The following is a 26,091-nucleotide window of genomic DNA, read 5'->3' as shown; positions in this document are numbered from 1 at the left end:
GCTTTAGATCCTTTCTGCAATCCTTAACTTTGCACTTCGAGCACGATTATTCCTTTCAACTTCTTCAGCCGAAGCAACAATAACTTTCTTTGAAATCACTTTAAAAGGCTTTATCTCATTCCCATAAAAATCTTTCTCCACCTCTCCTCTAAACTTACCTTTCAACATATAGTTTTTCACTAGTCGGTCTTCAAGTGAATGGTATGACATTACAACTAACCGCCCTCCTGGTTTTAAGACAGAAACCGACTGTTGTAAAAAAGCCTCCAGCGCTTCAAGCTCCTTATTTACTTCAATACGTAAAGCCTGGAAAACCTGAGCATAATATTTATTCTCTTTATTTCTGGGTGCTACTCTACTAATAGAAGATTTTAATTGATCGATACTAACAATAGGTTCTTGAGACCGGGCTGAAACGATTGCCCTTGCCAATGTTTTAGCATTTTGCACTTCTCCATACATACCAAATATCCGATGCAACTCTTCTTCCGAGTAACTATTAACAACTTCTTTTGCATTCAATTCTCCTACTTGATCCATCCGCATATCCAATTGTGCATCAAAACGCGTTGAGAACCCACGTTCACGTTCATTTATCTGATGAGAAGAAATACCCAAGTCGGCTAAGATTCCATCTACAGTTTCAACACCATGAAGTCTTAGATTATTCTTCAAAAAGCGGAAATTTTGCTGAATCAAGGTAAAACGACTATCCAGAATTACATTTCTCTTTGCATCAGGATCCTGATCAAAAGCATACAATCTTCCTAAATCACTTAATTTTGCTAGTATCTCCCTTGAATGCCCTCCACCACCAAAAGTTACATCAACATAAATTCCATCCGGATTTATATGAAGTCCTTCAATACACTCATTAAGCATTACCGGTATGTGATACTCATTCTCCATCTTCCCTCCTTCTCAGATTACCCATAACCTCCTCCGCAAGAATTGCAAAATCATCCCCTTCATTTTCCCATTGCTCATCATATTTTGCTTTCGACCAAACCTCAATCTTGTTAAATTGACTTGCCAGAACAACTTCGGAAGATATATCAGCATAAGCCTGCAAAGATTTTGGAATCAATACACGACCCGATGCATCCAATGTCAATTCAGAAGCTCCACGCATAAATTTCCGGATAAACTCTCTGCTCTTTCTCTCAAACTGATTCAAGCGGCTCAGCTCGTCCATTATTTTATTCCACTCCCGACGAGTATAAATCACTAAATGGCTTTCCAAACCTCGGTTAATAACAAGCCCCTCTCGCTCAACATCAGGCATTTGCCTCTTGAGCGCAGCTGGCAACACCATTCTTCCCTTGGCGTCTAACTTGCATTCATATTCTCCGAGAAAGTGTTCCATACTTTAGAGATTTCAACTAATCAAATGTAAAAGTATGAATTTCTTCCACTTTCTCCCACTTTCTCCCACAAAAAAGTTTTCCACAGCTATATCCTGACAAAAGGCCCCTCATTATAATAATAACAAAGATTATTAGAAGAAAAATTGAGAAGAGTTCTTTCATTTTAGACCAACAACGCTCTTATCACTGCTAATTATCATAACAGAAAAATCAAAACGATGTGAAAATGCATTGGCATAAAAATCTAAAGCACAAAAAAATCCCTGATAACGAAGCTATCAGGGATTAAAAATATAGGGTTATAATCAGTTGTTATTCAGTTATTGCTTTCACACCTGGTAATTCCTTACCCTCCATATATTCTAAAAGAGCTCCACCACCTGTACTAACATAACTCACATGCTCTGTCATTTTAAACTTAGATATCGCAGCAGCAGAATCTCCACCGCCAATTAATGAAAAAGCTCCTCCTTCAGTAGCAGCCACAATTGCACTTGCTACTAATTTAGTTCCATTTGCATAACTATCCATTTCAAAAACTCCCATCGGGCCATTCCACAAAATAGTATTAGAAGCCTTAATGATCTGAGCAAAATGTTCAGCAGACTTAGGGCCAATATCTAAACCCATCTTATCATCAGGAATTTCATTATTCGCACCAGCATAATGCGGTGCATCATTCGAAAAAGAATCAGCTATAATTGCGTCAGTAGGAAGGATCAGATTAACCCCTTTTTCATCTGCTTTTTTCATTAAATCAAGAGCCAGATCTAATTTATCTAATTCAACCAATGAATCACCTATCTTACCTCCTTGAGCTTTAATAAATGTATAAGCCATTCCTCCGCCAATAATCAGATTATCAACTTTATTCAAAAGAGATTCAATTAACTGCAGTTTATCAGAAACTTTCGCACCACCCATAATGGCTGTAAACGGCTTATCTGCATGTTCTAAAACTTTTTGTGCATTCTCCAATTCTGCTGCCATTAAATAACCAACAACTTTATTATCAGCAAAATTACTTGCTATAATTGAAGTAGAAGCATGTGCTCTATGAGCAGTACCAAAAGCATCGTTTACATAAACATCACCTAATGCAGCTAACTTTTTAGCAAAATCAGCATCTCCTTTTTCCTCTTCTTTATAAAAACGAAGGTTTTCAAGTAATAATACTTCACCTGATTTTAAGTTAGAAGCTTTTTTAACAGCATCTTCACCAATAGAGTCAGTAGCAAATTGCACAGGTTTACCCAATGCTTTTGAAAGATGATTTACAATATGCTTTAAGGAATATTTATCAGTAGGACCGTCTTTCGGGCGACCGAAATGCGACATTAAAATAACCGCTCCACCATCATTTAATATTTTCTTTATTGTTGGCAAAGCCCCCTGAATACGTGTATCATCCGTCACATTAAACTGTTCGTCTAAAGGAACGTTAAAGTCTACACGTACCAAAGCCTTTTTACCCGAAAAACTTATATCATCTATTGTTCTCATTATCTATAATCTTTGTAAAATATTCTATTCGCGCAACAAATTTAGAATAATTCACGACAGAAACAAATTCAGACAGAAAGCAGTAAATACATTTTTCGATGCGGGCCGGCAGTAGGTATTTCAAACTCATCTGACATATACTTAAAGCCCATCTTTTCATAAAAAAGATAAGCATTTCTTCGCGCATTGCACCAGATATAGTCAACCCCTTTACTTTTTAAATCCTGAATAGCGAATTCTATTAAAGATTTGCCAAGTCCCTTCTTATAATAATGAGGATGAGTTGCCATCCCTCTCAATTGAAAACCTTCGCCTTGTAAACCTTCATACCCCTGCGGGTGCAATGATAAAACGCAAACTACCTCATCATCATTGATCTGTGCTAAATGAAAGGCTCCTTCTATCTCATCCGAATCAAAACGACATCGCTCCAATTCCCAGCCATCTCTTAATTGCAAGCTTCTTAAATGCAGCGTTTCATCAGCAGTAATAAATGCTATTTTCATTCCCTGTTAATTTGATTCTCTTTGTTCAATTAAACTTAGCAAATCAACTAAGCGATTAGAATAGCCAAATTCATTATCATACCAACCTACCACTTTAATTAAACCCCCAACCACAGAAGTCAATAACGAATCAAAAACGCATGAATAAGAACTATTCAAGATATCCACCGATACAATAGGATCTTCTGTATATTGCAATATTGTTTTCAAAGAGCCTTCAGATGCTGTTTTAAAAGCAGCATTAATCTCTTCTACAGTTGGCTGTTTTCTAAGAATACATGTAAAATCAGTTAGAGAACCATTCAAAACAGGAACCCGTATTCCAGCTCCTCCTAACTTACCCTCCAAATGTGGAAATACATTGGTAATTGCCTTAGCAGCTCCAGTACTGGTAGGAATAATAGAAGCAGACGCTGCCCGAGCCCTTCTCAAATCACGATGCGGCGCGTCATGCAAATTTTGGTCACCCGTCATAGAATGAACCGTAGTAATATATCCATCGATAATCCCCCAATTATCATCCAATATTTTCACCAAAGGAGCAACATTATTAGTAGTACATGAGGCATTGGAAAGAATAGGCAAACTCAGATCAACGCTGGAATCATTAACTCCTAAAACAACTGTTGGTATCTCTTTATCAGGAGACGGGGCCGAAACTACTACTTGTTTCGCCCCCGCCAATAAATGCTTTTCAGCATCTACCCTATGAGTAAAAAAGCCTGTTGATTCAATTACAACATCTATATTCAATTCACTCCAAGGCAGCATACCAGGGTCTCTTTCTCTACAAACCTGGATTACATTGCCATCAATAATTATTTTTCCAGGCTCACTAACAACTTCACCGGGATAAGGACCATGCACAGAATCATATTTAAATAAATGAGCCAATGTTTTACTATCACTTAAATCATTTATTGCAACAACTTTTATATTTTCTTTCCTATTGAGAATAGTACGAAGAGTATTTCGGCCAATCCGGCCAAAACCATTTATTGCGACACGAATCATTTCTGTTAAAATTAGATACAAATCTAATCCATTTTTTTGTGTAAAAAGTTATTAAATGAAATCAAAGGTATATATAGCGCTTAAAACACAACGACTTATAAGAATTGGAGAAACCAATTTCTACATAGTTGGAGAACTTAGAACCTTGCAATAAGCTTCGTAAAGCAATCTGACGGCTTCCTCCATATCTTGTTGATTAAGATGGGCGAAGCTCAACCTTGCAGCGGTTATTGTTCGATTCTGATAGAGACAAATACTAGAAATTACCAACCCATCCTCTCTTGCTTTTTCTTGTAACCGAATCAATGAAAAAGGATTATTAAATCTGATCCAAAAGGCCAGTCCAGAATCTGGCACATGAAAAGTAATTTGGTTTTTAAAATAGCCCTTGAGCAACTGAGCAAACATCTCCTTTCTTTCGACAATTACTTTTTGGGATTTCCGTTGATACCTGAACATATCCCCCTGACTAATAATTTCTCCCAGAGCTTTTTCCAGCATAAAATTAGGTTTACCATAGATATTTAGGTATTTCTTTCCTTCTTCCAACAGATCCTTTGAAGCAATCAAAAAATTCATTTGAAAGCTAGAATTCAGAAATCTTCCGAAAGCTCCGATATAGATTACACGACTTCCTCCATCTTTCCTAAATAAAGATTCTCGCTTATCTTTTACCATTGAAAATTCAAAATCGACATCATCCTCAATCACGATAAAATCGTAAAGATCTGCTAAACTCAGCAATTGAGTCTTTCGCTTTTCGGATAGGCTGACCGTTGTGGGATATTGGCATTTGGTGTTTATATAAACACACCTTATCTCACCGATTTTAAATTGTTTCTGAATATAATCAATATCCATCCCTTCCTCATCTACCGGGACAATTTTCAACTTTGCACCTGCTTGACTAAAGATCATATTTGGCAAAAAATAGCTCAAACTTTCTACCAATATGACATCCCCTGTGTTTATCAATAAGCGCGATAAAATAGAAAAAACTTGTTCTCGACCAGCTATGGGCAATAAAAAATTTCTGGAAAGATGAAACCCCCTGGTTAAATTCAGATAATAACTCAATTGATCCCTAAAAAACAAATTTCCATCAGTATTATTCGTCAATTCACTGGTTCCCTTTTTTCTCTTCAACACCGATGCGTAAAAACGGACTAATTCTTCGGTTCCAATAATTCTATAATCTGGCGTACCATCAGTAAAACACAACCGTTCTGGAATTTCCAATATAGGAATATCCAAAATTGATTCTCTTCTAAATTGAAATAGAGCCTTTTCGGGAGGCTGTCTAAAAACTCTGACGTTCAATGGCTTAATTGAAGAAAGATCGGGATTTTTTACAAAAGTGCCAATGTTTGGAATAATATCTACCCACCCTTGTCCCTCTAGTTCCATCAAAGCAGCTACAATTGTTTTTCTGTGAACCTGCAATTCTTCTGCAATCTTTCTACTTCCTGGAAGCTGGTCGCCGTCTTCTAAAAGGTTTTTTTTTACAGCATTGATAAACTGATAAACAATTTGCATATAGACCGAATCCTCTTTGCGGCGATCTATTTTGATGAAGGAATGAAAACTAATACCAACCGGACTACTCATTATAATTAATTCGGACTATCAAAGTTACCATTTAAACTTTAATCTTTGCGCCGCAGTTTTTAAATATATCGGATAATATCAAATATGAAAAAGATAATAGTTATTTTGGGAGTAATAATAGCTTTACCTGCCTTTGCACAACAGAAAGATTTATTCCCTAATCGAGAAAATTCAAGCAGTGAATTGGAAGAAGTTATCATTCAAGGAAATCGGATACAAATTCCCTTTAGTCAAACAACTCGGGACATTCAGATCATTACACAGAAACAGATCGAACAGTTTCCTGCAAAATCGATCAATGAAGTTTTATCCTATGTCAGTGGAGTGGATATTCGCCAGAGAGGCCCATTTGGAACACAGGCTGATATTTCTATTGACGGAGGAACATCCGAACAAACCTTGGTTTTAATAAATGGTGTAAAAATGATTGATTCACAGTCTGCCCATAATATGATGAATATCCCCATCCCTTTGAGTGCCATAGATCATATTGAAGTATTAAGAGGCGCTGCAGCTCGAGTTTATGGAATCAATGCTCTTACTGGTGCCATTAATATCGTAACCAAAAGAGAAAAATACTCCTCTATTATCGCGGATATACAGACCAGCAGTTCTTTTAAGAATAAAGAGGAGAATGACGGTTCGGGTATATACGGTGGCGGAAGCGCTGAGTTTACGGGAAATTTCGGAACGGAACAACAAAGTCATCTTTTTTCGATTGCTCAAAGCAATTACAACGGTCAGCGTTACAACTCGAAATCCAAAAATACACGACTCTTTTATAATGGCAATTATAATTTCGATGCTAACAACAGCATTCAGGCAATGGCTGGTTATGCTCGAAGCCATTTCGGAGCCAATGGTTTTTACGCAGCTCCAGGGGACATCAACTCAGAAGAACTCGTCGAATCTTCTATGTTCAGTCTCTCCTCAAAACATCAATGGAATAACTTTACAATATCTCCAAGAATCAGCGACCGTTATAGCGAAGATGACTATCGGTATTTTAAAGACGACTTAAGTAAAGGACGGTCTTTACACTATACCAACGCCTTGATGCTCGAATTGAATAGTACTCTTGAAACAAGAATAGGAACCTTTGGTTTTGGAGGAGAATCACGTTTGGAAAAAATCAACAGCTCCAATATTGGAGAACACAATCAAGATAATCATGGGGTATACGCAGAGTTAGAAACCACTTTGGGAAAGAAGATAAAAGGCATTGCTGGTTTTTATGCCAACTACAATACCAATTATGGATGGCAACTATATCCGGGTATAGATTTAGCCTACCTTATCAATGATTATTGGAAAATTTCTACTAGCATTGGTTCTGGGCAGCGAATCCCTTCCTTTACAGATTTATACCTAAACCAAGCTCCGGGAAACGTAGGAAATGAATTTCTTAAATCCGAAAATGCTTGGAATTACGAAGGAAATATCCAGTATAACAAGGCTAATTTGAACTTTCAAACCGGATATTTCTTCCGCAATATAACCAACTTTATTGATTGGATGAGAGAAGACCCGTCACAACCTTATTCTCCAATTAATCTTAAGAGTAACAAAATGCAAGGCATTCACGCTAGAATAAGTCAGAATTTTGACTTAGGCAATAAACAATCATTAGGTTATCATGTAAGTTATAATTATTTACATCCGACAGTTAAAACTTTAAAGGGAACCCAATCTAAATATGCTCTAGAATCTCTGAGACATCAATTTATTACAGGAGTTAATTATACCATAAATAACCTTACCTTTCAAATAGAAAATCGATTATTAAAACGTGAACTTGGCAAACTTTATAGCATTGCAGATATCCGAATAAATTACCAAGTGAAAAAACTCCTTCTATACACTAACGTAACCAATCTGTTCGATGCCGAATATAAAGAAGCAGGCGCAGTGCCTATGCCTACACGTTGGTTCAGCTTAGGTATAAAATATGGCTGGAAACAATTATAAATTACGATAGAATATCCACAAAACAGGAGTCTAAAGAATTTTACTTATTAAGAAGTTTCTGATTTCTCCATTAAAGCGTACCGGATTCTCCAGATTAGGTAGATGTCCACAATCTGGAATTTCGATATGCTTTACATCTGGTATTAATTCTTCCATACTTTCCACTTGCTCCATAGAAACAATACTATCCTCCTCCCCACGAAGTATCAAAACGGGAACAGATATATCCTTCAGAACAGCTGTCGTATCTGTCCTTGAAGCCAAAGCTAATAAGGTAGCACATATGCTTGATTCCGTATTTCTGCGAATAGAACTTTTTATAAGATCTACAATCTCAGGCTTCTCATCAATAGATTTCTTAGAGAATATATTCGCTACGAACCCGATTGCGTAAATTCTTTTTCCATGCTTTAATACCGACTCAATCGTAGCAAATCGCTTAATCTTTCCTGCATCTGTATCTGCAAAAGAATGGGTATCACTTAAAATAATGCCCGAAAACAAATCAGATCTCAATTCAAAAGCCCTTAAAGCAATATAACCGCCCATAGAAATCCCACAGACTACAACTTTGCCTAACTTTAAAGTTTCAATAAATGCGATTAAATCTTTCGCAAATACATCAATATTAAAAAATCCATGCCCGCTTGTTGTGTTTCCATGACCACGAACGTCCATTGCAATCCCTCGAACCTCAGATGGTAAGGCCTCCAACTGACCAATCCACATATTCTTATTAAATGGGAAACCGTGAATAAAAATGATTGTAGATTCTGCTTGAGGGTTATCTTTAAGTAAATAAGAAATACTTATATCCCTGACGCGAACCGTTTTACGCTTTATCGTAACTTTTTCATTAAATTGCAGATAACTGGAAATTTTCATACTCCTAAATATAACATTAAAAGTGAAGAATAGTGTCAAAGAATTTCAATCTGATTTAATTACACTGAAAAATTACGATAAAGAAAAGCATTAATCAACTGAATGCCAAGCACAGCCGTTATTCATTCTGGAAGACTAAAAAATTAATTCAATATTTTAGTAGAAATATTTTCGGATATTAGATTTGAATCATATCTTTGCATTCCGATTCAGGACGCACTTGTAGCTTAACTGGATAGAGCACCTGACTACGGATCAGGAGGTTAGGGGTTCGACTCCCTTCAAGTGCACAATTTACATTACAAAGCCTAATCTAACAGCTGATTAGGCTTTTTAACTTTATACTACTATGCTAAACTTAGTATTATTTGGCCCACCAGGAGCTGGTAAAGGAACTCAATCACAAAAGCTAATCGAGAAATATCAACTGATTCATTTATCAACAGGAGATATACTTCGAAATGAAATAAGCAAAGGCACCACATTAGGCTTAGAAGCAAAAAAGCTAATGGATGAGGGAAAATTAGTCCCTGACGAAGTGGTAATAGGAATGATCAGCAACAAATTAACTGAAAACCCAAATGTTAAAGGTTTCATTTTTGATGGTTTTCCAAGAACGGTTGCACAAGCAGAAGCTTTGGATGCTCTGTTACAAAAGCATAACGAGCGGATTGCCGGAATGATTTCTCTCGAAGTAAACGAAGATGAACTGGAAAAGAGATTGCTTTTACGTGGAAAAGACTCAGGAAGAGCTGATGATGCCAATCCGGAAATAATTCGCAAACGTATTGCTGAATATCAATCAAAAACCACACCCGTTGCTAATTTTTATAAACAACAGGGAAAGCTTAATACAGTTTATGGTATTGGCTCAATCGACGATATCTTTAAAAAGATATCTGAGGTTATTGAAAAATTAAATTAAAAAAGAAAAGAAATGTCCCAAGGCTCCAATTTTGTTGATTATGTAAAGATATGCTGCCGTTCGGGACAAGGAGGTTCTGGCTCTGCGCATCTCCATAGAGATAAAAATACAGCCAAAGGTGGTCCGGATGGAGGTGATGGTGGTCGTGGTGGACATATTATATTAAAAGGAAATAAACAACTCTGGACCCTGCTCCATTTAAAATTCAGAAAGCACGTAATTGCTGAAAATGGAGAGAATGGCGGTAAATCACTTAGTACAGGCAAAGATGGAAAAGATGATATCTTAGAAGTCCCTTTAGGAACGGTTGCAAAAGATGCTGAAACAGGTGAAATACTTTTTGAAATCACTGAAGATGGCGAAACGAAAATCTTAACCCCCGGCGGTCGTGGCGGTCTTGGAAACTGGCACTTCAAAAGCGCAACCAAACAAACGCCGCGTTTCGCACAAACCGGAGAAGCAGGTCAAGAACGTTGGATGATATTAGAATTAAAAATTCTGGCAGATGTCGGATTAGTTGGCTTCCCGAATGCTGGTAAATCTACGCTTTTATCAGTAGTATCTGCAGCTAAACCAGAGATCGCAGATTATGCCTTTACCACACTCGTGCCAAACCTGGGAATTGTTTCTTATCGTGATAACAAATCTTTTATCATGGCAGATATTCCCGGAATTATTGAAGGCGCTTCAAAAGGCAAGGGATTAGGATACCGATTCTTAAGACATATCGAAAGAAATTCTGTATTATTATTTACCATTCCTTCTGATACAGAGAGAAGTATTACTCAGGAATATGAAATTCTATTAAAGGAACTAACAGAGTATAACCCTGAACTTATCGATAAACCACGCGTTTTAGCAATCACTAAACTTGATTTATTGGATGATGAGCTAAAACAAGAAATGGAAAAGGAACTTCCGAAAGACGTACCTTATGTTTTTGTATCTGCGGCTACGCAAAAGAATTTATCGGAATTAAAAGATTTAATCTGGAGAGCAATACAAGATTAGCTCTGTTGTTGTAATGAATGAACAACTAACCGCGCTTCATCACCCGGTCAAGCTCGCGTTTATTTTCGCGATCCTTAATGGTATCTCGTTTATCAAAATCTTTTTTACCCTGCGCTAAAGCTATCTCCAATTTAGCAAAACCGCGATTACTAATAAACATTCTTAAAGGAATGATCGTATAACCTCGCTCCTCTCCCTTAACTAAAAGCTTTTTAAGTTCTTTTTTTGTCAATAGTAATTTCCGGTCTCTACGTGCCTCATGATTATAAAATGACCCATGAGAATATTCCGAGATATGCATATTACGAATATACAGGTCACCATCCAAAAAGGAACAAAATGAATCATTGATATTAACCTTACCCGATCTGATCGACTTAATTTCCGTACCTAACAAGGAAATACCAGCAATATATTTATCGAGTATATGGTATTCAAAATAAGCCTTTTTGTTCTTTACATTAATGTCTGACGACAAATTCATAATTATCTTATATATATATTCTCAGCTATCTTTTGCGAAACGCTGACCTTATTATCATCTATTTGCAAAGAAAGTGTTCCATCAAAATTTAATTTATTGATCACTTCCACTTTGCTATTAATCCCAATACCAAGAGAACCTACATACTGCAAGAAATCGGTATCATTATCCTTTACAGATACAACCTCACATATAGAACCTGGCTTACAATCGGCTAAAGTCTTTTTAACTTCAATTTTAAACTTACCATTTTTAGAAGGAATTTCATCTCCATGTGGATCATACTGCGGATAATCCAAAAATTTGTCCAACTTCTCAATTAGCTTTTCAGACTGAATATGTTCAAGCTGTTCAGCTACTTCATGTACCTCATCCCAGGTAAAATCAAGCTTTGTGAATAAGAAAGTTTCCCACAACCGATGCTTTCTGATAATCTGTACAGCCAGCGCTTTACCCTTACTTGTAAGAGATATCTTCCCATACTTCTCAGAATCAACCAACTCTTTATCTCTCAACTTCTTAACCATATTATTAACTGTAGCCGGACGGACATTTAATTGTACTGCAAGTTGATTCGTTCCAACACCTGGATTCTTTATTTCACGAGAAGAAAGATGCAGCAATGCTTTTAAATAGTTCTCTTCGGTTATCGTTAACATACGAACAAAGATAGCAAAAAATGAAATGAATTATTTACATTTGTGTTATGTCTGAACACAAAGAAATGAAACGCATCAGCACTTCTGTCATCATGGAGATGAAGAATTCTGGTGAAAAAATAACGATGTTAACAGCTTATGATTATTCAATGGCGACTATCCTGGATCAGGCCGGCATTGAGATAATATTGGTGGGCGATTCTGCTGCCAATGTCTTTGCAGGACACAGTACAACACTACCAATCACCTTAGATCAAATGATTTACCATGCTTCATCTGTTGTAAGAGCAGTAAAACGAGCCATGGTAATTGTCGACTTACCTTTTGGAAGTTATCAAGGTTCATCAAGCAAAGGTTTAGAATCAGCAATCCGGATTATGAAGGAAAGCGGAGCACACGGTGTTAAATTAGAAGGAGGAGCAGAAATCCAGGAAACAGTCGAAAAAATAGTTTCAGCAGGCATCCCGGTCGTAGGACATCTTGGGCTAACACCTCAATCAGTCAATCAATTCGGAGGATTCGGAGTACGTGCAAAAAGTGAATCAGAGGCTCACACCTTGAAAAACAACGTCCATATCCTTCAGGAAGCTGGATGTTTTGCAGTCGTTCTGGAAAAAATACCGGCCAAATTAGCTGCCGACTTATCAAACCATTCACGAATTCCATTAATTGGTATAGGAGCCGGAATGGGTTGTGATGGACAAGTATTGGTAGTAAATGATATGCTGGGGCTGACCGAAAACTTCAAGCCTAAATTTTTAAGGCAGTACTTAAATTTACATGGTGAGATTAAAGGTGCCGTACAACAGTATATAAGCGATGTGAAAGATAACACCTTCCCAAATACAGACGAACAATATTAACTAAGAAATATCAATTACCAGGCTTCATCGCCCACAAGAGGAACAAAGCGAAAGGTATCTAATTCTATCCGATCAAAATCATCTTCTCCTACTCTCAAAATTGTCACCATCTTTTGCTGCTTCTCATCACCCACAGGTATCACAAGAATACCCCCTATTTTGAGTTGCTTTAACATAACCTCCGGCACCATGGGCGCACCGGCAGTAACTATTATCTTATCGTAAGGCGCGTGCTCTTCAATTCCTTTCGAACCATCCCCATAAAAGAAAGAAGGCCAGTAACCCATATGAGGTAAAACCTGGATTACACGTTCATAAAGATTTCTTTGTCTTTCTATGGTATAGACCTCCGCCCCTAATTCCATAAGAATACAAGTCTGATAACCCGACCCCGTGCCTATTTCAAGAACTTTGTCCCCTTTTTTAATATGCAGCAACTCGGTTTGATAAGCCACTGTATAAGGCTGAGATATTGTTTGGCCATCGCCAATAGGAAAGGCAATATCCTGATAAGCTTTAATCCAGAAAGTTTCGTCGAAAAAGAAATGCCGTGGAACTTTTCCTATCGCTCTCAAAACACTCTTGTCTTCAATACCACGCTTTTCGAGCAATTTCACCAGCAACTTTCTAGCTCCTTTTTCCCGGTAATTATCAATAAACTTATAGGCCATAACTAGCCAAAAATACACAAAAAAAGCCTTTCTATTGAAACAAAATACACTTAATAAATAAGAAAGAATTAATAAGGATCTACATCCACATGCAAGAATGATCCTTTGTTCAGTTTATCAGTATGATAGCTCTCAAGAGTATTTCTAAGAACTTCTTTCACTTTGGAAATACTGACAGTAGCGCGTTCCATTTTCAACAATAAAGTGTTGATATAGTAATTCCTAATCCGCCCAATTAAAGGCTCTTCAGGCCCCAATACACGTTCACCAAACTGTTGACGTAATTGTATTGCCAATCGGTTTGCACAATCTACAACCCGAAGATTATCCTTATGCTTAACTTCTATTTTAATTAACCTGTAAAATGGCGGATAACCATAACTTTTACGTTCAGTTACTTCAGTCAGAAACATCGTTTCATAATCATGATTCACCACTTGCTCCAAGATACGATGACCAGTAGCATAAGCCTGAATAATTACCTTTCCCTGAATATCCCGGCGCCCGGCTCTGCCACTTACCTGAGATAACATCGAAAAGCTTCTTTCAAATGCGCGGAAATCAGGATAGTTAATCAAACTATCAGCATTAATGATCCCAATTAAGCTAACTTTCCCAAAATCAAGACCTTTGGCAACCATCTGCGTACCGATCAAAATATCATAACGATGCTCATCAAAATCTGCAAGTATCTTTTCAAAACTATACTTAGAACGTGTTGAATCTAAGTCCAGCCTTGCCATCTTTGCATCCGGCAATAAATAACCAAGTTCTTCTTCAATACGCTGAGTACCAAAACCCTTATTCTGAAGATGAGTAGAGCCGCAAGCAGGACAAACATGGATAAGATCTTCACGAAAACCACAATAATGACAATGCATTTGTCCGCTGCTCTTATGGTATGTTAAACTCACATCGCAATGAATACATTTAGGAGAATAGCCACAGGTAGCACAAAGCAAAATTGGTGTATGCCCTCTTCTGTTCTGAAACAAGATAACCTGCTCTTTCTTTGCCAGCGTTTCTTCAATATTCTTGATCAAAGTTGGTGTAAAATACGGATTAGCAGCTTTTTGCTTTACATCCGATTTTAAACTGACAATTTCAATAACAGGTAATTGAGCTGTTCCATAACGTTGATTCAAAGCTACCAACGTGTATTTCCCAGCCTTAGCATTGTAATAACTCTCGATAGAAGGTGTTGCTGAACCTAATAAAACTTTAGCCTGATGCAAATACCCCAAAAAAATAGCTGTATCCCTTGCCTGGTATCGCGGTGCCGGATCAAATTGCTTATAAGAAACCTCATGCTCTTCATCCACAATCACCAGTCCTAAATCACAAAATGGAAGAAACACAGAAGAACGAGCTCCCAATACAATTTGAATTTCTCCATCAAGCACTTTCTTCCAAACCTCAGCTCTTTCATTCTCACTTAAACGAGAGTGATATACACCTATCTTCGATCCAAAATGAAAACGCAGCCTTTCTATTATTTGAGTAGTTAACGCAATTTCAGGAAGCAGGTATAAAGCACATTTACCTTCATCCACTACCTCATGAATAAGTTTAATATAAATCTCTGTTTTACCCGATGCCGTTACACCATACAACAAAGCAATCTCTTTATTGATAAACCCTTCTTTGATTTCATCAAACGCCTTCTGTTGCGCTTCACTTAATATTACCTCTTTTAAAAACTCATCACTGTTCTCAGAAATCCGACTAACTACCTCCTCCTGGATATTGAAAACTTCTTTATTAACCAGAGCAGTTAAAGCTGAACTTCCGCAGCCCGATTTTTCCAACAATTCAGCTTTTGAAATCTTTTCCTGACTTCTTTTAAAGTGAATATAAGTCATCACTGCATCCAGTTGCTTAGGAGCCCTGTTTAAGCTTTCAAACAACTCACGCTTTGCCTCCTGATCTTCATAAACAGGGTTTAAGCTGACAAAAGCTTTCTTTTTTGGTTTATAGCGTTCAGCTATCTCCTCCGAAATACGAATAACACCCTTGTCCAGTAAACCTTTTAGGATGGGTAAAACTGTCTTCTGACCTAATAGTTTGATAATATCACTGACTTTTATTTCAGGCGATATCTCCAATGCATCCAATATCAGATATTCCTTCTCATTTAATTCATTACGATCAATCGTATCCAGATCGGCAGCAATGATCTTAGTTTCACTTGCCAGTTTCAAAGCCGAAGGCAAAGCAGCCTGCATCACTTCACCTAACTGGCATAAGTAATAATCAGCAATCCATTCCCACAAAGCAAGTTGCTCAGCCTTTACAATAATCTTCTCATCCAGTACATCCAATATGTATTTTGCTTCATAGCGTTCAGGAGCTTTCTCATGAACATTATGAATAATAGCCGAATAGATCTTTGTTTTTCCAAACTGAACCACCACCCGCTTACCTACCGCTATTGAATCATTAAATTGCTTGGGTATACGATATGTATAGGTTTTCCCAATTGCAAGGGGTAAAATTACATCTACGAAATAAGTCTTCAATTATTTATGCCTTATGGTTGCTATAAACAAACTTATCCATCCCAAAATAAAAAACAAACCACCTAATGGAGTTATAGGGCCCAGGAACGAAACAGAAAGTCCGCTTATTTCCCGCGTTGCTAATAAATAAAGAGAACCGGAAAAAAGAATAATACCCAGCGAAAAAGCGATGAAAGAAAAATTGATCAAGCCGTTCTTAGCTCTGGAGAAAGTAGATAGGTATAATATAGCAAATGTATGATAGAACTGATAACTAACAGCAGTTTTCCAATTATCCAAGCTTATAGCACTCACTTTGCCCTCAAGTCCATGTGCCCCAAAAGCTCCGAGAATTACACCCGTAAGACCAAATAACGTTGCGATAAGAATAATACGTTTGTTCATAATGCTAATTTCGGTTAAATTTAATAAACCTTTTAGATTTTCGTTCCCTTCGCTCTTAAATATTTAACTTTGTTAGCAAACATGAAAAAAACAATCTTTCTTATAGTTTTCTTATTAATTGCAATAATCATTGTTTCAGGTTTATATTTTTCGCGATTAAATGAAGGTCATAATGCTTCAAAGCAATACCTGGCCGCCATTCCTGCAAATGCTGCACTATTGCTATCATTCGATAACGATTCAACCTTTTACGATCTTTTCAAAGATTATAAAGGCTTTGAATTTATACTTGGAAAAGAAGAGATAAACGAACTTAAAACTCTTAAAACAACCTTTCTTGAGAATAATAATTTTATAGCTGCTACAAGCCAGCAGCCCATATATCTTTCTTTTCATAATGAAAACGATAGTTTATACTGGCTACTAAACATTCCTCTTAAAACTGTCGATGACTTTGATCTTTTTAAAGCTAACTTTAGTTCAACGGCAAATTCAAGGCTGATTGAAAATGGCGATATCAGCTATTTTGAACTATCCGTACCTTCTATCTCTAAAAAGGTCTACGCCTCCATTCAACCGGATAGAGCTATGCTTAGCTTTTCAAAATCACTGATCGAACACTCATTAGATAAAGAATCGGAACACCTTTCTGAGCTTTTTCTGGAAAAGTTTCAGGAGAACAACCTTAAAAACAATTCCCCCTTACAACTCTATATTAACCACAGTCAACTAAAGTCATTTCTTTCCTTATTCGCTAAAAGACAAACAGGTGCTCTTCCTTTATTTGAATCTCTGGATGGTGTATCGACACTCGATTTAAATTATAAGTCTGACGTACTTATGTTCAGCGGCACAAGTTCTGTCTCTTCCTCCGATTCATCTTATTTAAGTCTCTTTCTTTCACAAGAGCCGGTCACTCATCAATTAAAAAACTGGTTACCCGGAAATACCGCTGAAGTCGCGACTTATGGCATTTCAGACTATACAGATTTCCATAATAATCTTGAAAAGATCTTAGAAAAACGAAACGAAATAAAGCAGCTAAAAGAGCAGATCAGGTATATTGAAAGTGAGAATGATGTCGTTGTTGACGATGAACTGCTATCTATCTGGGGAAATGAATTTGCCAAACTTACTTTGAAATCAGGAGAAGAGATCGGATTAATTGCTATTCGTGATTCATTAGAATATTCTCAAATTGCCAATAAAATAAGTACAGCAAGCAGTGATAGCAGCAGTCGCCAATTCGACAATTCCAATCTTCTATATTACTCCCTGGGAGATCCATTCAAAGATTTTAAAAGACCATTCTTTACCTATGCAAACGGATACCTTGTATTAGCAAATACAGAATCCATTTTAGCCGCGTACTTAGAAAACATTAATGAGAATGACCTTTTGATTAAAGATGAAAACTACATTCTCTACAATGAACTTCAAGCTACATCATCTAACTTTTCACTTTTTATTCAACGTGAAAACTCAGATGCTGCCATCGAAAGAAATCTAAACGCACCTTTTCTAAAAAACTATCAGAATTCAACTAACTTTGGGTTCAAAAAATTCTATGCCTTCTCATTACAGCTATCCGGAAACGGTGATCAGTTCATTACCAACCTGTATGGCAGGTTTCTAGCTGAATAACCCTTATAAACCATACATAATTTTTTAATTCTTCTAGCACAGATTTCTATATAATTGTCAAAAAATAAAACTTCTCCACAATTATAAAAACACAATTATCTTGTTATCAACATATTAACATTAAATGTTTGTAAACATTTACACCAATCTTCATTTTTGAGTTTAAAATAAAATTATAAAAAGGTATATTTGTTTATACTATTTTATTCTCAGGTATATTATCAATATAGTTCATTAAATAATACAAAACCCCAAATTGATATGGAAATAACGAAGCCCACCGAAAAAACTAAAACCTACACCTTGGATGAAGCATTCGAGGCTTCCCTCAAATATTTCAAAGGCGATGAACTTGCTGCTCGCGTTTGGGTAAACAAATATGCATTAAAAGATTCTTACGGAACTTTATTTGAGCAAACTCCGGATGATATGCATCGGAGAATTGCCAGTGAAATAGCCAGAATCGAGAAGAACTATTCAAATCCATTAACAGAAGATGAAATATTCGATCTGGTAAAGGATTTCAAATACATCATACCTCAAGGCAGCCCGATGACAGGAATTGGAAATCCTTTCCAAATCGCCTCTCTTTCAAACTGCTTTGTAATTGGCTCAGACGGCCCTTCCGATTCCTACGGAGGAATTATGAAGATCGATCAAGAACAGGTACAATTAATGAAACGAAGAGGAGGTGTTGGTCATGACCTTTCTCATATCCGGCCAAAAAGCTCACCTGTAAAAAACTCTGCGCTAACATCTACCGGACTAGTTCCTTTCATGGAGCGTTATTCTAACTCTACCCGTGAGGTAGCACAAGATGGCCGACGAGGAGCTCTCATGCTGTCAGTTGCTATAAAACATCCAGATGCAGAAAGCTTTATAGATGCCAAGATGACTCAAGGTAAGGTTACAGGTGCCAATGTATCCGTTCGTATAGACGATGCCTTTATGCGTGCTGTAGAAAGCAATACGCCTTATACACAGCAGTATCCTATTGAAAGCAACAATCCTAGCCATCAAAACCAGACAGACGCTGGCAGAATATGGAAAAAGATTGTTCATAATGCATGGAAATCTGCTGAACCGGGAATTCTATTCTGGGATACCATCATCCGCGAATCTTTACCTGATTGTTATGCAGACTTGGGTTATAAAACTGTTTCCACCAATCCTTGCGGAGAAATACCTCTTTGTCCATATGATTCATGCCGCTTATTAGCTATCAACCTATTCTCTTATGTTGATAATCCTTTTACAGAAAAGGCAAGCTTCAACTGGGATCTGTTCAAAAAACACGTGCATTATGCACAGAAAATCATGGATGACATCATCGATCTTGAATTAGAAAAGATTGATGCCATCTTAAAAAAGATTGAAAACGACCCGGAAGATATCATTATTAAGGGAGTTGAACATAACTTATGGTTAGAAATCCGTAAAAAAGCAAAAGAAGGTCGCAGAACCGGCATAGGAATCACTGCAGAGGGTGATATGTTAGCTGCCTTAGGCTTAAGATATGGAAGCGATGAAGGAGTAGAATTTTCAGTTAACATCCACAAAACATTGGCTATCGAAGCATACCGTGGATCTGTTTTAACTGCAAAAGACCGTGGTGCATTTGCTATATACAATACCGAAAGAGAAAAAAACAACCCTTTCGTATTGCGTTTAAAAGAAGCTGATCCTGAACTTTATTATCAGATGACCGAGTATGGCAGAAGAAACATTGCCTTACTTACCATTGCGCCAACAGGAACCACCAGTTTGATGTCACAAACTTCATCTGGAATTGAACCAGTATTTCTTCCTGTTTACAAAAGAAGAAGAAAAGTTAATCCCAATGATAAAAATGTGCGCGTTGATTTCGTAGATGAAGTAGGTGATTCTTGGGAAGAATACGTAGTATTCCACCATCGCTTTAAAGAATGGATGGAAATTAATGGACACGATATTACCAGGAACTATACTCAGGCAGAGCTTGATAAGTTTATTGAAATATCTCCTTATTATAAAGCTACATCCAATGATGTAGACTATCTTAAGAAGGTTAAAATGCAAGGTGCTATTCAAAAATGGGTAGATCATTCCATTAGCGTAACCATTAATATGCCGAACGATGTGTCCGAAGATCTTGTAGGTGAGCTTTACATGGAAGCCTGGAAAGCAGGATGTAAAGGGGTAACCGTTTATCGCGATGGATCTCGTGCCGGAGTTCTTATTTCAAACGAAGAAAAGAAAGAAGAAGAAACCATAGGAGGTCTTTCTATATTCCCGACCATTCGTCCAACCGTTTTAGATGCTGACATTGTCCGCTTCCAAAACAACAAAGATAAATGGATAGCATTTATCGGATTAATAGACGATCGTCCTTATGAAATATTTACGGGTCTTACAGACGATGAGGATGGAATAATTATCCCAAGATGGCTGAATAAAGGACTCATCATCAAAAACTACAATGAAGATGGAACTTCCCGTTATGACTTCCAATACGAAAACAAACGTGGATACAAAACAACCATTGAAGGACTATCCTATAAATTCAATCCGGAATACTGGAATTATGCAAAACTAATTTCAAGCACATTGCGTCACGGAATGCCTATTGAAAAAGTGGTTGACCTGATCAGCAGCTTACAATTAGATGAATCTATCAATACCTGGAAAAATGGTGTTGCCCGTGCCTTGAAACGCTATGTTCCGGATGGTACTGAAGCAACTAAGCAAAAGTGTCAGAACTGTAATTCAACAAACTTACACTACCAGGAAGGATGCCTGACCTGTAAAGATTGTGGCTCATCTAAATGTGGGTAAACAAGATTGACATTAGATAAATAACAAGAAGAAGGAGTATATATTTATACTCCTTCTTGCTTTTTCTTAGGTTTCATAGGAACGAAATCTTTCAGATAAAAAGGCTCAAAATAAGCTACATCTTCGAAATCAGAATTAAGAAATGCCTCATAAGCCGGCTTGCTAAGAAAAGCGGCAGATTGTCTGAAATCAGAAACTACCCGAATATTCTTCTTATCAGCAAACATCTCTTTAAACTTATCTGCACCGTCTCCAAACAAAACTAAGGGGATATCCGAAGGCAAGGAATCAAAATAATTTACATCAATGATCTGAGCTTTAGTAGGCTGCTGTAATACCAGATCTTTATTAAAAACTGCTGTATATACCTCTAAACGGCGTGCATCAATCATCGGACAAACCAATGCATTTGCAGGCAAGCTTACATTTTTATGCACAAAGCCAGCTGCCAACGAGTGCAATGAGTCAATGGCTATTAAAGGAATCTCCAGTCCATAGCACAATCCTTTTGCCGTAGAAACACCAATACGCAAACCCGTATAAGAGCCCGGCCCTTTACTCACTGCTATAGCATCCAGATCAGATAAAGTCAACGATGCTTCCTGCACAACCTGTTCAATCAAACGAGTTAGCTTAGCAGCATGCGCATTGGGCTCATCCAATTCAGCCAAATGAGTCGTTGTCCCAGAAACAGACAAAGCAACGGAGCAAACAGAAGTAGCGGTTTCAATCTGAAGGATTTTCATGCACAAAGATATTTATTATTTATAAATGTGTTTTAAGGAACAGGGTCATGGCCATGGCCACCCCATGGATGACAGCGGCCAATTCTTTTCAGAGCCAGCCACCCCCCTTTAAAAGGGCCATATTTTTTAATGGCGAGAAGGCCATACTGAGAACAGGTTGGTGTATAACGACATGAAGCACCAAAAAGAGGAGAAATAAAGATCTGATAGATTCGGATGATCAATAAAAACAACCACCCAAAAAACTTCTTTATAACTTTATCCCATATGAACTTTGCTATATTCATCGTGCAATTTAAGCATAAGTGCGTTCATCTTGCTGAAAATATAATCATAAGGCTCAATCTTATTTCCTATATATTGAATAGAAAGCAAAATGTGATTATCTCCCAGAGATGGATATATTAAACTGTTCTTTTGTAAACGATAAGCTTCCCGGATCCGGCGCTTCAATAAATTACGATCAACAGCACGCTTAAACCTTCGTTTAGGTACAGATATCAAAACTTGCACAGGTACGGCAAGCTCGTCGGTCGGATGGAATACTACCTTATAAGGGTATAAAATAAAAGAAGAACCGCTTTCATAAAGGACATTGATAAGTCTTTTATTACAAAGCCGTTCTTCTTTTTTAAATTTATTTTTTTTCATTTAACAGGTACTTCTCAAATACACTCAAACCCTAACGGATAATAAGGTAGAAAAGCAACCAGCTAATAATGAATTAAGATTTATGACGACCTTCGTCAGATACAGATAATCTTTTTCTTCCTTTAGCTCTTCTGGCAGCTAAAACTCTTCTACCGTTTGCAGTGCTCATACGCTCTCTGAATCCGTGTTTATTTCTTCTTTTACGCTGCGAAGGCTGAAATGTTCTTTTCATGACGTTATATTAAAACTCTTGTATATTAATTCTAAAAAAATTGAGAATGCAAATGTAAACCTTAATCGTTATATTATCAAATAATCACACGATAATATTTTACATCTATTTCTTTAGCAAATCCCGAATTTCAGCAAGTAGTTCTTCTTGGGTCGGTCCAGGTATAGGTGCAGGCTCTTCTGCTTTATTCTTTCTCTGTAATGAGTTAATCCCTTTTATCACCAAAAATATGACGAAAGCAACAATCAGGAACTGAACAACTACATTGATAAAATTACCATACATAATGGCCACATCCGGAACATTATTAGCGGCATCACCCTCCTTTATCACATATTTCATGTAAGAAAAGTCGATTCCACCAGTAATAAATCCTACGATTGGCATAATCATATCATCAACTAATGATGTTACGATCTTTCCAAAAGCAGCACCAATAATCACACCGACAGCAAGATCTACCACGCTGCCACGCATGGCAAACTCTTTAAATTCTTTAATCATTCCCATTGTTTCGTCGTTTAAATGAATAGATAAGAAAAAATTGTATTACAATATTAGAAAAATTAAAACTCATTTTTACCAGAAAAGAAAATTAATATAAAGATACCGACAAGATTTTTTATATTAACACTAATAACATATATAACAGAAACTGCATTTTTGTCAAGCAGCAAATTTTTACAGTTTTTAATGTAAGTTTGCCCTGTATAAAGAATATGCTTAAACAAAGTCTACAACAAAAACTATTACAAAAACTATCACCTCAGCAGATACAGTTTATCAAACTACTGCAGGTGCCTACCGTTTCATTAGATGCAAGAATCAAAGAAGAGCTTGAGGAAAACCCCGCTCTCGAAGATCTCAGCCTTGCAAATATGAACGAGCCGCAAGAGGATTATCCCGACAAAGATCCGGGCGACCAAGCCACGCAGGAAGAACAAACCTCGGATAACGAAGAATTCAATGTCGAGGAATACTTACAAGATGACAATATCAATGATTACAGCGGCTCAAGCAATCATAACAATGACGATGAAGACGACCGCAAAGAAATTCCAATAGCTATTCAGCATTCATTCTTTGAAAACCTGAAGCAGCAATTAGATTTACTGTCTCTATCAGAAAAAGATTCACTGATTGGCCATCAGATTATAGGAAGCTTAGACGATGATGGTTATCTGCGCCGCCCGATCGAATCTTTAACAGACGATCTGGCTTTCTCTCAAAATATCATTGCCAGCGAGGAAGAAATCCTCAATGTGTTGGAAAAAGTTCAGCGCTTTGATCCTCCGGGTGTTGGAGCCCGCAATCTGCAAGAATGCTTACTAATCCAATTAAGAAAGAAAGACAGCGATAACATAACCATACAAAAGGCTATACAGCTTATAGAAAATCACCTCGAAGAGTTTACAAGAAAACATTATGACAAGCTAGAAAGAACTCTGAACATCAATTCAGAAGAACTGAAAGCTATTATCGATGAAATCTTAAAGTTAAACCCCAAACCGGGCGATTCCGGAGCCGCTGCAGGAAAACAACTTCATGTTATTCCCGACTTCCATATTCAGAACAACGACGGTGTATTAATTCTGACTTTAAATTCACGCAATGCGCCCGAACTCCGGGTAAGCAAATCCTACCAGGAAATGTTTCAGCATTATGAAAAATCAGATCAGAAAGATAAGAAGATGAAAGAAGCTGTTCAGTTTGTAAAACAGAAACTAGATTCTGCAAAATGGTTCATTGATGCCATCAAACAAAGACAGCAAACGCTCTTAAAAACCATGAGTGCCATCATGAACTATCAATACGAATATTTTCTTACAGGAGATGACCGAAATTTACGTCCCATGATCCTGAAAGATATCGCAGACCGGGTTGATATGGATATATCCACTGTTTCACGTGTGGCAAACTCAAAATATGTACAAACAGAGTTCGGCACCTTCTTATTAAAATCTTTTTTCTCAGAAGCCATTCAAACAGAAAGTGGAGAAGAAGTATCTAATAAAGAAGTCAAGAAAATATTAGAGGAGTGCATTGCCAATGAAGACAAACGAAAACCTCTGGCCGACGAAAAGTTAACTGATATATTAAAGGAAAAGGGCTATCCCATTGCAAGAAGAACTGTAGCAAAATATCGGGAGGCTATGAATATCCCCGTTGCCCGATTACGTAAAGAACTTTAATTAAAAAAAGCTTAAACATATATTAAAAAATTCTTACCTTTGTCCTTTGTGAAAATTGAAGTCTTTTACTTCATTCCCCAATGCAAAGATACTGTCAAAAACAACGGTATAAATCATCTTTTCCATTTATTTGAGGCCTTCAATGGCCATTTTTTTTATCCGATAATTTCTGAAAATTTTCACGCCTTACTATTTAGAAAAAGAAATAATTAAAAGAATGACTACTTACACAAATCTACCAGCTATTTTATTATTAGAAGACGGCACTGTTTATTATGGTAAAGCAGCCGGAAAAATCGGAACCACAACAGGCGAGATTTGCTTCAATACTGGAATGACCGGTTACCAGGAAATTTTTACAGACCCATCCTATTTCGGGCAAATCATGGTAAGCACCAATGCACATATTGGAAACTATGGTATAAGCGATTATGAAGAGGAATCGGCGAAAATTCAAATAGCAGGTCTGGTATGCAAAAACTACAACATTACACCGAGCAGAAAAATGTCGAGTAAGTCTATTCAGAACTATTTTGAAGAAGAAAACTTAGTCGGTATTTCAGACATTGATACACGCTCACTTGTTCGTCATATCCGCGACAAAGGAGCAATGAATGCTATCATATCCTCAGAAATCCTGGACATTGAGGAGCTAAAAACACGCTTAAAAGAAGTACCATCCATGGAAGGTCTTGAGCTATCTTCAAAAGTATCGACAAAAGAAGCTTATTATTACGGAGATGAAAACTCTGAATACAGAATAGCTGTATTAGATTTAGGAATAAAGAAAAACATCCTGAGAAACTTCGGCAATCGTGATGTTTACGTAAAAGTATTCCCTGCCAAAACTACCTTCGCAGAAATGGAAGAATGGAAACCTGCAGGCTATTTCGTATCAAACGGCCCCGGCGACCCATCAGCAATGCCTTATGCGCTGGAAACCGTTAAAGATATCATCGCTTCAGAAAAACCAATGTTTGGTATTTGCTTAGGACATCAATTACTTGCACTGGCAAATGGAATCGGAACAGAGAAAATGTTTAACGGGCATCGTGGAATAAACCACCCTGTTAAAAACATTATTACCGGCCAATGCGAAATTACCAGCCAGAACCATGGTTTCGGTATCATAGCCGCTGATGTAGAGAAATCAGACAAAGTAGAGATCACACATAGAAACCTGAACGATAATACCATTGAAGGTATCCGGGTTAAAGGAAAGAAAGCATTTTCTGTACAATATCACCCGGAAGCTTCACCAGGCCCACACGATTCAGTGTACCTTTTTGATAACTTCATAGATACAATACGATAACTTCATAAGCACAACAGATTAGTTAGATTGTATTATATTTAGAGAAATAATATTTTAATTAAAATATCCTATATTTGACATTCCTTTTACTAGGGTGCTTTTAACACTAAGAACCTTTATAATAAATAAT

Annotated in this window: 25 protein-coding genes and 1 tRNA gene; 9 read left to right on the top strand and 17 right to left on the bottom strand. The window is 37.1% G+C overall.

Going from position 1 to position 26,091, the window contains the following annotated elements:
• Positions 1-3: 3 nt before the first annotated feature.
• The 6 genes from rsmH to C8N28_RS10445 all read right to left on the bottom strand — a co-directional run bounded on the left by rsmH (position 4) and on the right by C8N28_RS10445 (position 5,998).
• Entirely contained in the window at positions 4-909 is a 906-nt protein-coding gene (gene rsmH, locus C8N28_RS10470) for a 16S rRNA (cytosine(1402)-N(4))-methyltransferase RsmH (RefSeq protein ID WP_132224571.1), read from the bottom strand.
• The gene (gene mraZ / locus C8N28_RS10465) at positions 899-1,366 is read right to left on the bottom strand and encodes a division/cell wall cluster transcriptional repressor MraZ (protein ID WP_132224569.1); all 468 of its coding nucleotides are present in this window, start codon (positions 1,364-1,366) and stop codon (positions 899-901) included. The genes rsmH and mraZ overlap by 11 nt, the downstream gene beginning before the upstream one ends.
• A 313-nt stretch (positions 1,367-1,679) precedes the next feature.
• Positions 1,680-2,870, bottom strand: coding sequence for a phosphoglycerate kinase (locus C8N28_RS10460; RefSeq protein ID WP_132224567.1), 1,191 nt, complete (start codon positions 2,868-2,870; stop codon positions 1,680-1,682).
• A gap of 68 nt (positions 2,871-2,938) precedes the next feature.
• Entirely contained in the window at positions 2,939-3,376 is a 438-nt protein-coding gene (locus C8N28_RS10455; protein ID WP_132224565.1) for a GNAT family N-acetyltransferase, read from the bottom strand.
• A 6-nt stretch (positions 3,377-3,382) separates the two neighbouring features.
• Positions 3,383-4,390 (bottom strand): type I glyceraldehyde-3-phosphate dehydrogenase, encoded by a 1,008-nt coding sequence (gene gap / locus C8N28_RS10450; RefSeq protein ID WP_132224563.1) that lies wholly within the window; start codon positions 4,388-4,390, stop codon positions 3,383-3,385.
• A gap of 120 nt (positions 4,391-4,510) precedes the next feature.
• Positions 4,511-5,998 (bottom strand): aminotransferase-like domain-containing protein, encoded by a 1,488-nt coding sequence (locus tag C8N28_RS10445; RefSeq protein ID WP_132224561.1) that lies wholly within the window; start codon positions 5,996-5,998, stop codon positions 4,511-4,513.
• Between the two features lie 84 nt (positions 5,999-6,082).
• Between C8N28_RS10445 and C8N28_RS10440 the strand changes: the two genes are divergently transcribed.
• Complete coding sequence (locus tag C8N28_RS10440; protein WP_132224559.1) at positions 6,083-7,966, top strand: TonB-dependent receptor plug domain-containing protein; 1,884 nt, start codon at positions 6,083-6,085, stop codon at positions 7,964-7,966.
• A 30-nt stretch (positions 7,967-7,996) separates the two neighbouring features.
• Here the strand turns inward: C8N28_RS10440 and C8N28_RS10435 are convergent, their stop codons facing one another.
• Positions 7,997-8,851 (bottom strand): alpha/beta fold hydrolase, encoded by an 855-nt coding sequence (locus C8N28_RS10435; RefSeq protein ID WP_132224557.1) that lies wholly within the window; start codon positions 8,849-8,851, stop codon positions 7,997-7,999.
• 216 nt (positions 8,852-9,067) lie between these two features.
• Between C8N28_RS10435 and C8N28_RS10430 the strand changes: the two genes are divergently transcribed.
• The 3 genes from C8N28_RS10430 (at position 9,068) to obgE (ending at position 10,787) form a co-directional block, all read left to right on the top strand.
• Positions 9,068-9,141: transfer RNA gene (locus C8N28_RS10430), tRNA-Arg, on the top strand.
• A gap of 59 nt (positions 9,142-9,200) precedes the next feature.
• Entirely contained in the window at positions 9,201-9,776 is a 576-nt protein-coding gene (locus C8N28_RS10425) for an adenylate kinase (RefSeq protein WP_132224555.1), read from the top strand.
• 12 nt (positions 9,777-9,788) lie between these two features.
• Positions 9,789-10,787, top strand: a complete 999-nt coding sequence (gene obgE, locus C8N28_RS10420) for a GTPase ObgE (RefSeq protein ID WP_132224553.1) — start codon at positions 9,789-9,791, stop codon at positions 10,785-10,787.
• 25 nt (positions 10,788-10,812) lie between these two features.
• Here the strand turns inward: obgE and smpB are convergent, their stop codons facing one another.
• Entirely contained in the window at positions 10,813-11,271 is a 459-nt protein-coding gene (gene smpB / locus C8N28_RS10415; protein ID WP_132224551.1) for an SsrA-binding protein SmpB, read from the bottom strand.
• A 2-nt stretch (positions 11,272-11,273) separates the two neighbouring features.
• On the bottom strand, positions 11,274-11,930 hold the full coding sequence (locus C8N28_RS10410; protein WP_132224549.1) for a metal-dependent transcriptional regulator: 657 nt from the start codon (positions 11,928-11,930) through the stop codon (positions 11,274-11,276).
• Between the two features lie 47 nt (positions 11,931-11,977).
• Between C8N28_RS10410 and panB the strand changes: the two genes are divergently transcribed.
• Complete coding sequence (panB, locus tag C8N28_RS10405) at positions 11,978-12,793, top strand: 3-methyl-2-oxobutanoate hydroxymethyltransferase (protein ID WP_132224547.1); 816 nt, start codon at positions 11,978-11,980, stop codon at positions 12,791-12,793.
• A gap of 14 nt (positions 12,794-12,807) precedes the next feature.
• On the opposite strand, the gene C8N28_RS10400 is transcribed toward panB, so the two are convergent.
• The 3 genes from C8N28_RS10400 to C8N28_RS10390 all read right to left on the bottom strand — a co-directional run bounded on the left by C8N28_RS10400 (position 12,808) and on the right by C8N28_RS10390 (position 16,367).
• Positions 12,808-13,464, bottom strand: a complete 657-nt coding sequence (locus C8N28_RS10400; RefSeq protein WP_132224545.1) for a protein-L-isoaspartate(D-aspartate) O-methyltransferase — start codon at positions 13,462-13,464, stop codon at positions 12,808-12,810.
• Between the two features lie 68 nt (positions 13,465-13,532).
• The gene (gene priA / locus C8N28_RS10395; RefSeq protein WP_132224543.1) at positions 13,533-15,983 is read right to left on the bottom strand and encodes a replication restart helicase PriA; all 2,451 of its coding nucleotides are present in this window, start codon (positions 15,981-15,983) and stop codon (positions 13,533-13,535) included.
• Positions 15,984-16,367, bottom strand: coding sequence for a DUF423 domain-containing protein (locus C8N28_RS10390; RefSeq protein ID WP_132224541.1), 384 nt, complete (start codon positions 16,365-16,367; stop codon positions 15,984-15,986).
• A gap of 81 nt (positions 16,368-16,448) precedes the next feature.
• Here C8N28_RS10390 and C8N28_RS10385 point away from each other — a divergent pair, with 81 nt between their 5' ends.
• Together C8N28_RS10385 and C8N28_RS10380 are read left to right on the top strand one after the other, a co-directional pair.
• A complete protein-coding gene (locus tag C8N28_RS10385; protein WP_132224539.1) occupies positions 16,449-18,011 on the top strand; it encodes a hypothetical protein in 1,563 nt (520 codons plus the stop codon).
• A 261-nt stretch (positions 18,012-18,272) separates the two neighbouring features.
• Positions 18,273-20,825, top strand: coding sequence for an adenosylcobalamin-dependent ribonucleoside-diphosphate reductase (locus C8N28_RS10380; protein WP_132224537.1), 2,553 nt, complete (start codon positions 18,273-18,275; stop codon positions 20,823-20,825).
• Positions 20,826-20,869: 44 nt separating this feature from the next.
• On the opposite strand, the gene tsaB is transcribed toward C8N28_RS10380, so the two are convergent.
• From tsaB to mscL, 5 genes are all read right to left on the bottom strand, one after another.
• Complete coding sequence (gene tsaB, locus C8N28_RS10375) at positions 20,870-21,571, bottom strand: tRNA (adenosine(37)-N6)-threonylcarbamoyltransferase complex dimerization subunit type 1 TsaB (protein WP_132224535.1); 702 nt, start codon at positions 21,569-21,571, stop codon at positions 20,870-20,872.
• 32 nt (positions 21,572-21,603) lie between these two features.
• Positions 21,604-21,858, bottom strand: coding sequence for a membrane protein insertion efficiency factor YidD (yidD, locus tag C8N28_RS10370; RefSeq protein ID WP_132224533.1), 255 nt, complete (start codon positions 21,856-21,858; stop codon positions 21,604-21,606).
• Entirely contained in the window at positions 21,830-22,222 is a 393-nt protein-coding gene (locus C8N28_RS10365) for a ribonuclease P protein component (RefSeq protein WP_132224531.1), read from the bottom strand. Before C8N28_RS10365 ends, yidD begins: the two co-directional genes overlap by 29 nt.
• Positions 22,223-22,295: 73 nt before the next feature.
• Complete coding sequence (rpmH, locus tag C8N28_RS10360; protein ID WP_132224529.1) at positions 22,296-22,454, bottom strand: 50S ribosomal protein L34; 159 nt, start codon at positions 22,452-22,454, stop codon at positions 22,296-22,298.
• Positions 22,455-22,559: 105 nt separating this feature from the next.
• The gene (gene mscL / locus C8N28_RS10355) at positions 22,560-22,964 is read right to left on the bottom strand and encodes a large-conductance mechanosensitive channel protein MscL (protein ID WP_132224528.1); all 405 of its coding nucleotides are present in this window, start codon (positions 22,962-22,964) and stop codon (positions 22,560-22,562) included.
• Positions 22,965-23,173: 209 nt separating this feature from the next.
• Here mscL and rpoN point away from each other — a divergent pair, with 209 nt between their 5' ends.
• Positions 23,174-24,646 carry an RNA polymerase factor sigma-54 gene (gene rpoN / locus C8N28_RS10350; RefSeq protein ID WP_132224526.1) on the top strand — a complete coding sequence of 491 codons (1,473 nt, stop codon included), beginning with the start codon at positions 23,174-23,176 and terminating at the stop codon, positions 24,644-24,646.
• A gap of 217 nt (positions 24,647-24,863) precedes the next feature.
• On the top strand, positions 24,864-25,961 hold the full coding sequence (gene carA, locus C8N28_RS10345; protein WP_132224524.1) for a glutamine-hydrolyzing carbamoyl-phosphate synthase small subunit: 1,098 nt from the start codon (positions 24,864-24,866) through the stop codon (positions 25,959-25,961).
• The last annotated feature ends 130 nt before the right edge of the window (positions 25,962-26,091 follow it).

Source organism: Albibacterium bauzanense (assembly GCF_004339765.1).
GTDB lineage: Bacteria > Bacteroidota > Bacteroidia > Sphingobacteriales > Sphingobacteriaceae > Albibacterium > Albibacterium bauzanense.
Note: the sequence above shows the minus strand (reverse complement) of the source record. Positions and strands in the feature narration are given on the sequence as shown.